Annotated in this window: 9 protein-coding genes; 2 read left to right on the forward strand and 7 right to left on the reverse strand. The window is 68.4% G+C overall.

Going from position 1 to position 12528, the window contains the following annotated elements; all coding sequences use genetic code 11:
* Positions 1–4 precede the first annotated feature (4 nt).
* Both SGFS_RS14470 and SGFS_RS14475 read right to left on the reverse strand, forming a co-directional pair.
* Entirely contained in the window at positions 5–2107 is a 2103-nt protein-coding gene (locus SGFS_RS14470) for a ricin-type beta-trefoil lectin domain protein (RefSeq protein WP_286250472.1), read from the reverse strand.
* Between the two features lie 298 nt (positions 2108–2405).
* On the reverse strand, positions 2406–5768 hold the full coding sequence (locus SGFS_RS14475) for an alpha-L-rhamnosidase-related protein (protein WP_286250473.1): 3363 nt from the start codon (positions 5766–5768) through the stop codon (positions 2406–2408).
* A 793-nt stretch (positions 5769–6561) separates the two neighbouring features.
* Here SGFS_RS14475 and SGFS_RS14480 point away from each other — a divergent pair.
* Positions 6562–7992, forward strand: a complete 1431-nt coding sequence (locus tag SGFS_RS14480) for a glycoside hydrolase family 43 protein (protein ID WP_286250475.1) — start codon at positions 6562–6564, stop codon at positions 7990–7992.
* Between the two features lie 161 nt (positions 7993–8153).
* Here the strand turns inward: SGFS_RS14480 and SGFS_RS14485 are convergent, their stop codons facing one another.
* On the reverse strand, positions 8154–9521 hold the full coding sequence (locus SGFS_RS14485) for a pyridoxal phosphate-dependent decarboxylase family protein (RefSeq protein WP_286250477.1): 1368 nt from the start codon (positions 9519–9521) through the stop codon (positions 8154–8156).
* Between the two features lie 125 nt (positions 9522–9646).
* Here SGFS_RS14485 and SGFS_RS14490 point away from each other — a divergent pair, with 125 nt between their 5' ends.
* Positions 9647–10117, forward strand: a complete 471-nt coding sequence (locus SGFS_RS14490; RefSeq protein WP_286250479.1) for an Lrp/AsnC family transcriptional regulator — start codon at positions 9647–9649, stop codon at positions 10115–10117.
* 265 nt (positions 10118–10382) lie between these two features.
* Here SGFS_RS14490 and SGFS_RS14495 read toward each other — a convergent pair whose 3' ends face one another.
* The 4 genes from SGFS_RS14495 to SGFS_RS14510 all read right to left on the reverse strand — a co-directional run bounded on the left by SGFS_RS14495 (position 10383) and on the right by SGFS_RS14510 (position 12526).
* Positions 10383–10859, reverse strand: coding sequence for an SRPBCC family protein (locus SGFS_RS14495; protein WP_286250481.1), 477 nt, complete (start codon positions 10857–10859; stop codon positions 10383–10385).
* A gap of 116 nt (positions 10860–10975) precedes the next feature.
* Positions 10976–11383, reverse strand: a complete 408-nt coding sequence (locus SGFS_RS14500) for a gas vesicle protein K (RefSeq protein ID WP_286250482.1) — start codon at positions 11381–11383, stop codon at positions 10976–10978.
* A complete protein-coding gene (locus SGFS_RS14505) occupies positions 11361–11720 on the reverse strand; it encodes a gas vesicle protein (RefSeq protein ID WP_434027059.1) in 360 nt (119 codons plus the stop codon). Before SGFS_RS14505 ends, SGFS_RS14500 begins: the two co-directional genes overlap by 23 nt.
* The gene (locus SGFS_RS14510) at positions 11717–12526 is read right to left on the reverse strand and encodes a GvpL/GvpF family gas vesicle protein (protein WP_286250483.1); all 810 of its coding nucleotides are present in this window, start codon (positions 12524–12526) and stop codon (positions 11717–11719) included. The genes SGFS_RS14505 and SGFS_RS14510 overlap by 4 nt, the downstream gene beginning before the upstream one ends.
* Positions 12527–12528 lie beyond the last annotated feature (2 nt).

Below are 12528 nucleotides of genomic sequence, written 5' to 3' on the forward strand. Positions count from 1 at the left end.
CGGACTACGACAGGGTCCACTTCTGGTCGTTGCCACCGTTGCAGGTCCACAGGACCAGCTTGGTGCCGTTGGCGGTCCCCGCGTTGGTGGGGGCCAGGCAGAGGCCGCCGTTCACGTTGGTGATAGTGCCGTCCGCGTTGACGTTCCACTGCTGGTTGGTCTGGCCGTTGCAGTCCCAGATGACGACCCGGGTGCCGTTGGTCGTGCCGCGGTTGTAGGCGTCCAGGCACTTGTTGCCGTAGACCACGAGCTGCTTGCGGGAGGTGTTGTTCCAGGACTGGTTCTCGCCGCCGTGGCAGTCCCACAGCTGCGCGTCGGTGCCGTTGGTGATGGTGTTGTTGTTGATGTCGAGGCAGCGGTTCGACTGCTGTCCGACCACCTGGGCGCCGTTCGCTCCGGGCAGCGGGCGGACCTCGATGGCGTCGAAGTCCGGTGTCCAGGCGGAGGAGTTGGAGAACGTCAGCGTGTTCGACGAGCCCTTCGCCAGGGAGACCTCGACCGAGACGGTGCCGGGCGTGGTCCAGGAGCCGGTCGGCGGGAAAAGGACCGTCGTGGCCTGCTGTCCGTTGACCCGGAGGACGGCCTTACGGGCCGCGTTGCTGCCGTTGGTGTAGGCGATGTCGACGACCTTGGTGCCCGTGGCGCCGGCCGTCACGTTGTTGAAGCGGAGGGTGTTGGCGGAGCCGTTGCCGACATTGCCGACCTTGGTGCCGCCGGAGCAGTTGGCGCAGGTCGCGTTGGCCGCGGAGCCGCCCTTGGTGTTGGCGGTGGCCTCGGCCTCGTACGTCGAGCTCGCGGCCTCGGTGCCGCCGGTGACCGTGAGCATCACCGAGTCCCTGGCGGGGACGGAGACGGTGTAGCTGGTTGCGAAGCTGCCCACGTTGGAGCGCGTCCAGAGGTTGCGGACCGTGGCGGAGGCGCCTGTCAGTCCGAGGTCGGACCAGCGGACGGTCATGTTCTGCGTGCTGGAGGTGCGGTTGAGCAGGACGACGGCCCGCTTGCCGGAGCCGGACAGGACCTTGTTGTAGACCTGCAGTCCGCTGGTGTCCTCGGCGACCTTGACGCCCTGGAGGCCGCGCGGGTCCTGGTCGACCGCGATGACCTCGGGGTTGGTGAGGATGTCACGCGTCTGCGTGGACATGGTGGTCAGGTTGTTGCCGGCGAGGAGCGGGGCACCCGAGATGGCCCACAGGTTCATGTGGCTGCGGTTCTGGGCGGCGGTGAAGCCGTCCAGGCCGACCATGAGCATGTCCGGGTCGTTGTAGTAGCCGGTGTGCTGGGCCGAGGGGTGCACGTTCGTGTCGAAGTTGGCGAGCATGCTGTTCCACGACGGCGAGTTGCCGTGGAAGATGATGTCGGTGTTGGTGCGCCACAGGGCGGCCATGCCGGCGCCCCAGTTCCACGGGTTCTGCTTGCCCCAGTTGCAGATGGACAGTTTCAGCTCACGGCCGGTGGTGGCGGTCGCCTTGGCGGCGGCGTCGCTGATGGCCTGGTAGGTGGCCTTCGCGTCGAGGCCCTCGACATCGCCGCCGCACCAGTCGACCTTGACGTAGTCGAAGCCCCACTGCGAGAACTGGAGCATGTCCCGCTCGTAGTGGCCCTCGCTGCCGCTGCCGGGCGCGGCCGGGCGGCCGGTCGGGAAGTAGTAGCCGCAGCCGTCCTTGCCCGCGTCGGTGTAGATGCCGGCCTTGAGGCCCTTGCTGTGGATGTAGTCGGCGATCGCGCTCATACCGCCGGGCCACTCGGACTCGTCGATGGTGATGTTGCCCTGGCTGTCGCGGGTGCCCTGCCACCAGCCCTCGTCGAGGTTGATGTACTTGTACCCGGCCTCCGGCAGTCCGGCCGCGACGAACGCGTCGACCTGCGACTTGATCACGTTGTAGTCGATCTTCGCGGCGAACGTGTTCCACGAGGCCCAGCCCATCGGCGCCGGGTCCACCGCGATCTGGTTGGACGTCACCGCGACGGGTTGCGCCCGGTCGAGTTCGGTGGCCTGCGGGTGCTGGAGGGCGACCAGCGCACCTGCGGCCGTCGCGAGCACCGCCGCACGGACGAGGACTGCTCTGCCCAGGCGTCTTGCCCGAGGGACGAACTGCTGAAGGGGCATAGGGGTTCCTTCCGGAAGGCGCGGCAACGCGAACACGCGCAAGAATTGGCCGATATACCGAACGATGAACGAACCGTCGAACCGATCGACCGGCGCTGAAGCTAGAACGCCCGCTACACGAAAGTCAACGGATCGTCACCACTGAATTCACAGCAACCACACAGACCACGACGGGCGGCGCGCGGTGCACCGCATGCGCTTCACCCACGCCCGGCTCGGCCACGTCATCCGCCGCCTGCCCCGGCGGCCCGCCCGGCACGCGGGTGCGTGCTGGGCGGGCCACTGCGGCCGTGGCGTGCTACTTGATGCCGATCTCGGCCAGCTGCAGGCGGAACTTGGTGGACTCGTCGGAGGCCGGAGTACCGAGTTTGGTCGCCGTCAGGCGCAGGTAGCGGCCGGTGGTGGAGGTGAGGGTGTAGGTCTGGGCGGCTCCGCTCGGGTTGGCCTGGCCGGTGACGGTACGGGCGGTGGTGTAGGTGCTGGACCCCTCGGGGCGGGTCTGCAGCGTGAAGTCGACGGGGAAGCCCGCCGAGCCGCCGCCGGCTCCACCGGCGTCGGTGCGCGGGTGGAGGGTGACCGAGCCGATGGACCGGTCGGCGCCGAGGTCGACCTCGATCCACACGGGTGTGTCACTGACATCGGCGGCGGGGAAGTTGATGCTGGTGAAGCCCTTGGCGCCGCTGACGCTCGTGGTGGTGCCCTCCAGGATCCGGGTCTTGCCCCAGTCGCTGTTCTCCAGCGTGTAGTTGGCCGTCACGGCCGTCGCGGCGGTCGGGACGGTGAGTTCGGCGAGTTGCAGGCGGAACTTGGTGGACTCGTCGGACGCGGGGGTGCCCAGCTTGGTGGCCTCGAGGCGGACATAGCGGGCGGTGGTGGTCTTGAATCCGTACGTCTGGACCTTGCCGTCGGGGTTGGCCTGGCCGGTGACGGTGCGGACGGTGGTGTAGGCGCCGGATCCGTCGGGGCGCGTCTGGATCTTGAAGTCGACGGGGAAGCCCGCCGTACCGCCGCCCGCTCCCCCGGTGTCGGTGCGCGGGAAGAGGCGTACGGCGTCGAGGTCGGTGTCCGCGCCGAGGTCGATCTCCACCCACACCGGGTTCGCGCCGACATCGGCGGAGGCGAAGTCGTTGCTGGTGTACCCCTTGGCTCCGGTGACGCTGGTGAGCTTGCCGTCGGTGAGCCGGTTCTTGCCCCAGTTGCTGTTCTCCAGGCTGTTGTTGCTGGTGACCGTCCGGCCCAGGGCCAGGTTGTCGAGGCGGCCGGTGCCCGTCGCCGTGAACGTCCACGTGCCCGGCTGGACCTTGAAGTAGACGTACGAGGAGTCCTTGCCGTCATAGCTCAGACCGCTGACGCCGCCGGTGGAGGAGCCGCCGGTGAAGACGGTGGTGCCGTTCGCCTTGATGACGGGCTGGGAACCGCCGTAGGTGGGCACGCCCACCCGGGCGGTCGTTCCGCTCGGCGAGGTGAGCGTCAGGGTCACCTGGGTGCCGTCGCGTGTGATGCCGAAGCGGATCTCACCCTCGATGGTCGGCGTCACCGTGTTGATCTTCGTGAGGGTACCGGTCTGCGGGATGACCTCGTACGTCTCCCAGCCCGCCTTGGTGGGGCGGACACCGGCGGCGTAGGCCGACAGCGCGTACAGGGGGCCGCCGTTCCAGGCGTGGTTGTCGGTGCCCTCCGACTTGACCCAGACCTCCCACAGCGTGTGGCAGGCGGGGTCGGCGACCTGGGCGGCGAAGCGGTTGCGCATCCGCTCCTCGGCGACGGTGGCCGCGCCCATCAGATACAGCGCTTCCAGGACGTAGAACTCCATGTAGGGGCTGGCGTTGAGGTGGGTGCGCAGCACCTCCGTCACGGCCCGGTGGCGGGAGGCGGGGGCCAGGCCCGTGACGACGGCGAGGGCGTTGGCCCGGTCGTCGGTGTCGCCGTTGTAGCCGGGCGAGCGGTACTCGTTCTTCGTGGAGTTCCACAGCAGGGTGTCGAAGTTGGACTTGATGCTGTCGCGCTGGGCCTGCCATCCGGCGACGTCGCCGGTGTTGCCACTGAGGTCGGCGAGCTTGGCGGCGGTGTCCAGGGCCAGGTAGTACCAGCAGTTGTTCAGGACCCGGGCGTCGATGTTGCTGCCCCAGTCCTGCCAGTCCCAGTCCCCGGTGCGGTGGGCCACCAGGCCGTCGCTGCCCAGGCCCCACAGGTCCAGGTACTTCTTCACCGCCGGGTAGGCGCCGGTGACCGTGCTCGTGTCGCCGGTGTAGAGGTGGAACGTCCAGAACGACCACACCGAGGCGAGCATCTGGTTGGGCAGCTCGGCGGTCCAGATGGTCGAGGGCATCGGGGAGTACAGCACGCCGCCGGACTCCTGCCAGGATGCCAGCTGCGCGATGGCCTTCTTGCCGAGGTCGTAGGACTTGGTGTCGAAGGTGTAGAAACCTTCCTTCAGCTGGTTGACCACATCGCCCCACCACTGGGCACGCTCGCGGGTCGGGCAGTCCATGTAGTTGTCCCGCATGTTGACGTACATGGTGCGGGCGGCCTTGGTCCACAAGGTGTCGAAGAAGGCGTCACTGCTGCTGAACGCCCCGTCGAAGTCCGTGTCGTACCCCGACTCCCGGTACTTCAGCTCCACGATCGTCACACCCGCGGGGATGGTGTACCGCACGGCGGTACCGCTCATCCAGCCCAGCGCCTCGAACTCCTGGACCCCGCCGGTGCAGACGTAGGTGGCGCGGACGTTGAAGATGGTGGCCTGGTCGATGCCCACCAGGCCCTTGCCGTCGTCGTAGTGGTCGGTCTGGATGCCGATCACGGTGCCGACCGGAGCGTCGACCTTCAGGTACGGCGTGACCTGGATGTTGGACGGCAGGGTGGCCGAGATGGCCGTGGAGCCCTGGCCGACGCTCGGGAACGAGGCGGCGTTGGTGTAGGACTTCAGGCCGGAGTACCGGAACTGCGGGATCGGCCGCTCGACCAGGCCGTTCCAGGGAGCGGCTCCGGCGGCGCCGAAGTCGGTGGGCGCGCTCCAGGAGCTGTCGTCGAAGCCGGAGGACTGCCAGTCGGCCATGGCGGTGGCGTTGCGGGCGTCGTAGTAGACATTGGACTCGGGCAGCCGGAAGTTGGTCTGGGTGCCACCGGTGTTGTGGGAGTAGCCCGGGTGGACCTTGTGCTTCCAGCCGGTGTCGCTGACCAGCCGGGTGGTGGTGGAACCGGTCTCGATGTCCGACTGGAACAGCAGACCGCCCTTGCCGCTGCTGCTGTGCGAGAAGCCCTGCTTGCCGAAGTACCGCACCAGCAGCGCGACGGTGTTGGTGCCGCTGGTCAGGTACTGGGCGAGGTCGATCTCGTCGTAGTACGTGTCCGTACGGTTCGGACCGCGCTTGAGCCCGCCCTCGAACACCACGAGTGTGCCGTTGACCCACAGCCAGTACTTCGAGTCGGCCGCGATCTGCGTCACGGCCTTCGATGGCGCGGAGCCCAGGGTGAACGATCTACGGAAGGCCACCCACTGGTTGATCGAGCTGGACGGCGCCCAGATCCACTTCGCGGTCCACGAGACCGCCGCGGACGCCGCAGGCGCCAGCCCGGGCAGTATCAGGGATCCCAGAGTGGGAGCGAGGGCTACGGCTATGGCCGAGCACAGGGCGGACCGGCGCGTTACGTCGTGCATCGCGGGCTCCTAGGAGACGTGCGTTGAGGGTAGGCAAACGCGATGGCATCCCGGAGGGAGAGGGAAGGCAATTGCCGGATCCGGGGCATTTTGAATCGTTTCACTCGCATGTTTGCAGGCGAGATCCTGGTCCTGGCGCAGCGCCGTGCCAATGGTTGCGCAGTCGGGTTTCTCACGAGCGGCCCGAGCTCGTAGGGAGCCTTTGCAGTTCAGGAGAGTAAAGCGTGGGGCGCACCCTCACCATGAGCGCCCACGAACGCGAGCGCCGCGGCCGATCATGACCGCGCTATTGGTCTTGCCTCTGCGCGGCGCGGCAATGGGCGAGCGACCTCGACCAACGGCTGGGCATTCAGGCAGAGGACCTCGACTACCGGAGCCGGTCCGACCCGCCCCACCTCGGACCGTCGCGCCCGGTGCGCCGATTCGGGGATCGAACCGGCCAGTTCCATTGACGTGGTCTTGGCTGACATCTATCTTCTGCTCGAACTTGCGAACGCTGTTCGAATTTTCGAACCATGGTCGTCGAAGGGGACAGCCTGTGTTCCGCACCCGTCACTGGCTCACTCCTGAGACAGCTCTGTCGGCCCTTTCCACTGCCTTCGTCACCCGGCCCGCCACCGCGGGGTCTCCGGTCGCCGGCACGCCCGTGCGGAAACCGCGGCTCCCCGGCCGCTGACCGGCATTACATGACATCCCACGTCGCGCGGGAGCCGGTCCTGCCCCGATGGCACGGAGGCAAGCCTCCCCCTCACTTTCACCCGATCATGGCACTTGCAGAAAGACAGGAACGCACATGTCCGCGGTTCTCTCCCGGCTGGCGGCGATATTGGTCGCCGCCTGCCTGCTCTTCACAGGCCAGGCCTTGACCACACCCCAGCGGGCCGCAGCGGCCGACCCGGGCTACCTGATGACGCACTTCATCGGGGAGGGGTCGACCGGCCAGCAGATGTACTTCTCGTACAGCGCGGACGGTCTGAACTGGACCGATCTCAACGGCGGCGGGATGACCCTGCGCTCCACCGTCGGCACGCGCGGGGTGCGCGACCCCGCACTGGTCCGTTCACCCGACGGCAGCAAGTACTGGATCATCGCGACCGACCTGTGCATCGACTGCGGGCAGACGTGGAGTCAGTCCATCAACGACGGCAGCCGCAGTCTTGTGGTGTGGGAGTCGACGGACCTGGTCACCTGGTCCGCGCCGTGGCTGCTCAATGTCGCCGGCGCGATCCCCGACGGGCGCAACGCGTGGGCGCCGGAAGCGATCTGGGACCCGGCCAGCAACGACTACGTCCTGTACTGGGCGACGAACAAGCCCCTCAACGGCGCGACGAAGCACCGCATCTACTACGCCCACACCAGCGACTTCCGCTCCATCACCACCCCGCAGATCTACATCGACCGCCCCGGCACCCAGGAAATCATCGACACCCAGATCGTCGAGGTGCCCTCCGGCGTCGGCAACTACCGCTACGTACGGGCCTCCGGTGACGGCCAGATCACGCTCGAGGGCAGCAACTCGATCCTCGGCACCTGGACCAACCTCGGCAACCTCTCCGGCATCGGTCTGACCGGCTCCCAGGTCGAGGGTCCGATGTGGATGAAGTTCCGCGACCGCAACGAGTGGACCCTCTACCTCGACCAGTACGCGGCCGGTAAGGGATACATGCCGGTCTCGACGACCAACCCGTCCGCCCCCAGCACCTTCAAGCTCCCGACGTCGGGCACCTACTCCCTGGGCGGCAACAAGAAGCGCCACGGCTCGATCCTGAACCTGACGGCCGCCGAGGACGCCCGGATCCAGGCACGCTGGGCCAACGTCCCGGGCAAGCGGCTTCAGTCCTTCAACTTCCAGGACCGCTACGTACGGCACGCCAACTTCGACGTGCGCATCGATCAGAACGTCACCAGCCAGGACGCCCAGTTCCGGCTGCGCCCGGGCCTCGCGGGCTCCGGCACCGTCTCCTTCGAGTCGGTGAACTTCCCCGGCTACTACCTGCGGCACGCCGGGTTCGACTTCCAGCTCGTCTACAACGACGGCACCGCCCAGTTCGCCGCGGACGCCACGTTCCGGCAGGTCGCCGGTCTCGCCGACTCGTCCTGGTCCTCGTTCCAGTCGTACAACTACCCGGACCGATACATCCGCCACTACGCGTACCAACTGCAGCTCGACCCCATCACCACAGCGACAGGACGCAGCGACGCCACCTTCCGCGTGACGAGCTGACCGGACAGGGATGCCGGCGCCTTCAGCCGATCTCGCGCCTGCTGCCCGCCCTCTAGCGAGGTGCCGGCGGCAGGCGCGAGCTGTCCCGGTGACCAACAACGTGACGCCTGCCGCCATGGGTCACAGTGGGGTCCAGCGGTTGTCAGTGACCCGACGAACTGCTAGCTGAGGGTGCGCAGTACGTCGATCACGTCGTCCGCGCGGGTGTCGGGGTTGACGAAGGCCATGCGCAGGACTGTCGCGCCGTTCCACTGGGTGGGCACGCACAGCATGGCACCCGTTTCCGCGGCTCGCGCGGACCACTTCGCGTAGTCCTGCGCGGTCCAGCCCGGCCGTTCGAAGAGGACGACGGACAGCTCGGGTTCGGTCACCAGGCGGAGGTGGTCGCTGGCGCGTATGGCGTCGGCGACCTGTCGGCTGGTCGTCAGCGTCTGCTCCACGGCTTGCGTGTACCGGTCGGTGCCGTGGACGGCCAGGCTGAACCAGAAGGGCAGGCCGCGGGCGCGTCGGCTGAGGTGGAGGGCCAGGTCAGCCGGGTTGTGGACGGCGCGGTCGATGGCGTCGAGGTAGTGCGCCGACTGGCTGTGCGCGGCGCGTGCGGGTGCGGGGTCCCGGTAGAGCAGTGCGCAGCAGTCGTACGGTGCGAAGAGCCATTTGTGCGGGTCGACGATGAAGCTGTCGGCCCGCTCGATGCCGTTGTAGCGGTGCCGCACACTGGCTGCCGCCAGGCCGGCACCACCGTAGGCGCCGTCGACGTGCAGCCATACGCCGTGACGTTCGCAGGCGTCGGCGATGTCGTCGAGGTCGTCGATCAGGCCGGCGTTGGTGGTGCCGGCGGTCGCCACCACGGCGAAGACTCCAGGGGTGGAGTCGAGGACCTCGTTCACGGCGGCCCCGGTGAGGTGTCCCCGCGCGTCCACCGGTGCGGTGACGACCTCGACGTCCATGGCCCGTGCCGCGGACTTGATCGAGGAGTGGGCGCTGTCGGCGCACACGACCTTCCAGCCGTCCGCCGGCCGGGGCCCGGTGGTGGCCGCGGCGGCGCGGGCCGCGACGAGGGCCGAGAGGTTGCCGATCGTGCCGCCGCTGACGAAACAACCCGCCGCGGTGCCGGGCCAGCCGAGGAGCCGGGTGAGCCACGCGAGCGCCTCGTTCTCGGCGTGGATGGCACCGGCTCCGGACTCCCAGGTTCCGGCGAAGATGTTCGCCGCGCCGGTGACCGCTTCGAAGGCGAGTGCGGCACGGGTGGGGGCCGCGGGAATGTACGCGAGGTTCATCGGCCCGTTCTGGGCACGGGTGGCGGGTGACAGGACCCGGTCGAACAGGGTGAGGGCCGCGGCGCCACCGATGCCCTGCGGGCTGACGGCCGTAGCGGCCGCGGCCGCGAGGTCAGCGGCGGGGCGGGCGCCCGTCTTCGGGTCCGGTTCCTCCTTGAGGCGCCGCCACGCGTAGTGCACGGCGGCTGCCACGACCTCGTCCTCGTCGCCCCACACGTGGAGGTCGGCAGGAGGAACGCTCTTCACTGGCATGCCATTGCATTGGGCTTTCTGCATGGCGAGAAGGTAGAAACACCCATTGATATGCGCAATATCGAGAAGAATTAATGAGCAGAATGCTCAATTCCATCCCTGGGGGGCATGTCATACTGAGCATCATGCGAAACGTGGACGCCGTCGACGCCCGAATCCTCCTGGCCCTCGACGCAGACCCACAGGCCACGACCGTCGCGCTGGCCGACCGACTCGGTCTCGCCCGCAACACCGTGCAGAGCCGACTGAGGAGGCTCGAGGAAAGCGGCCGACTGAGGGAACCCAGTCGGCGCGTGGACCCTGCCGCCCTCGGTTATCCGCTGCTGGCCCTGATCACTCTCTCTGTCAGTCAGCGGGTGGGGCTGGCCACCCGCGAGGGGATCCTGCGCATCCCGGAGGTGGTGGAACTGCTCGTGACCACCGGCGAGGCCGACATGCTCGCCCGTGTCGTCGCCCGGGACACGGAGGATCTGCATCGCATCACGAACAGCCTGCTGGAGGTGCCCGGTGTCGTCCGGTCCAACACCACCATCGTCCTGCTGGAGGTCCAACCGCTCAGCGTGCGGCCCCTGCTGGAGCGCCACGCCGGACCCTGACCTCGCTCCTTGACTCAGCTCGTTCAGCAACCGGTGGCTGCGCGCGGCCCATCGCGGTGTGCACAGTTCGACCTGTTCCCGCAGTCCGTCGAAGCCAGCGATGCAGTCGGCTCGGTCCAGCCCCGGTGAATGATCTCGTGGAGGTCCGAGTCCGTCGTCCCGGTTCGCGAGGGTCCATGCCGGCGGACCCGCACCGGTGGGCAGGCGCGGGTCCGCGACGTGTTTCCGCTCTCCGGGCGTCAGACGTGCTTCCGCTCTGCGGGCGTCAGAGGGGCGAACCAGGGTTCTCCGGCCGGATGCGTCCGCGCCAGGAGCCCGTCTCGCCACCACGGTGTTCGATGTACTCCTTGAAGCGGTGCAGATCTCCCTTGACCTGACGGTCGATCATGCCAAGCGCGTCCGCGCCCTTCTCGGCCATGCCGGAGGGCTCGAGGTCCATCGTGAGCTCCACCCGGGTGTGCGTGTCGTCCAGCCGCTCGAACCTGACCGATCCCCGTTGGCGGGTGTCGCCTCCGACGGCCCGCCAGGTGATCCGGTCGTCCGGCAGCTGGTCGACGATCTCCGTGTCGAACTCGCGCCGCACCCCACCGATCTTGGTGACCCAGTGGTTGTGGCGGTCGTCGAGCTGCCTCACTTCCTCGACGCCCTCCATGAACTTCGGGAACTCCTCGAACTGCGTCCACTGGTTGTAGGCCGTGTGGAGGGGAACCTCGACCTCCACCGCATCCTGCACCGTGCTCATCGCATACTCCCTTACTCAGCGTCGTCCGTTTCGTCCTAGTTGGTCACTTTCTGTCCGTGTGACACCGAGTACCCGGGTGGAGCCATATGAAGACCATTCCGGCAGTGGAAGCGGCATCAGGGTGGCAGCAGCGTCCCCAGCGGGCCGAGGTCGAGGTTGAGGTCCTCCATGGTCAGGCCGTAGCGGTCGCACAGTTCGGTCATCCGGTCGTGGAGGATCATCAGGGTCAGGCCGAGTCGTTCCTCCTGCTCCTCGCTCAGATCGCCCTGGTCGACCCGGTGCAGGGCCTGCCGCTCCATCAGCTGACGCAACAACTCGACAATGGTGAGGACCAGCCTGACGAGGTCCCGCTCCACCGTGTCGGGATCCGTGTGCAGGCGCCGCGCGGCCCCGAGTCGGCCGGTGGGCGGCGGGGCGACGTCGTCCGGCCCGGCGGGGAGCAGCGAGAACGCGCGGGCCGCGGCCTCCGACACCTCGCTCAGCCGGTCGGCGTGCGGCCGGTCAGAGGGGTTGCTCGTCACCATGGTCGACCCCTCTCCCGGAGGCCCGCCCGGGAAGCTCGGGCGCCGCCAGGCCAGGAAGCACAGGTGCCCACTGCTCGTCCATCTGCTCACGGATGGAAACGATCACCGCGCGCAGCGAGATCCGCACCAGGTCGATGTCGGAGACCGCCAGGACGAGATCCCCGGTGAGCACGACGCCACCGCTCAGCAGCCGGTCGAGCAGATCGATCAGCGCCACCTGCGGCTGGGCGACCGGGCGGTCCTCGTAGTCGTCGTAGCCGCCGTGGGCGTCGTAGCCGCCGTGGGCGTGGTAGTCGCTGTAGTCGTCATCGTCGCTGTAGTCGTCGTACGCCCTCATCGGTGTCCGGGCCCTTCCTGCGTGTCGAGTGACAGGGGCAGGGCGAAGGAGTACGGGGCCCAAGGTCCGGTGACGTCCACACGGACGCCGGGGAGACCGTCGGCGGCGTGCCGCATCCGACTGCGGAACTCCTCGGCCACGCCGCGCGGAACCAAGTACGCGTCATTGGCGATGTTCTGCCCCGGCACCCGGGCCAGGTCCCCCTGCTGGGGCCGGTGCCTGGCCCGCTCCACCGCCAGGCCACGGGCGCCGGCCTCGGTCCGCCGGACGGCCTCCTCGGCGGCCCGCCACGCGTCCTCACGTGCCTGGCGCTGATATCTGCGCTGCCGCAGGTACGCCTGGCCCGGGGTCCGCTGGTCGGCCGGACGCCCCGCGTCCGCCGCTGGTTCCTCGGGACGCGCCTCGGCGTAGACCTTCACGCCCCATTCCAGGTGATCGGCGAGCCGGTCCAGCATCGCGGTGAACGCCTCTTCCCGCTCGCTCAGCATCTCCTGGACGCGGTTGTCGTCGAGATAGACGGTGGCCAGTCGCAGGGGAAGGACCGTGGTGTGCGCGGCGAGCGTCTCGATGACCAGGTGGTGCGCCCGTGCGGTCGTCTCCAGCCACCGCAGGTCCTCCAGCAGGCCCTTCAGCGCCCCCTCCGAGAACTCGTCCCGCGGTACCGCGCTGACCGCGGCGGCCACCGCGCCGGAGTGCACCAGTCCGACGGCGGCGCCCGCCACCCCACGGGCACCGGAGAGCGCGGTCCGCTCCAGCGAGGGGGAGGACCGGACCACGGCGTACGCGTAGCTCAGCTGTCCGTCCATGG

The sequence above is a fragment of the Streptomyces graminofaciens genome (assembly GCF_030294945.1).
Taxonomy (GTDB): Bacteria; Actinomycetota; Actinomycetes; order Streptomycetales; family Streptomycetaceae; genus Streptomyces; species Streptomyces graminofaciens.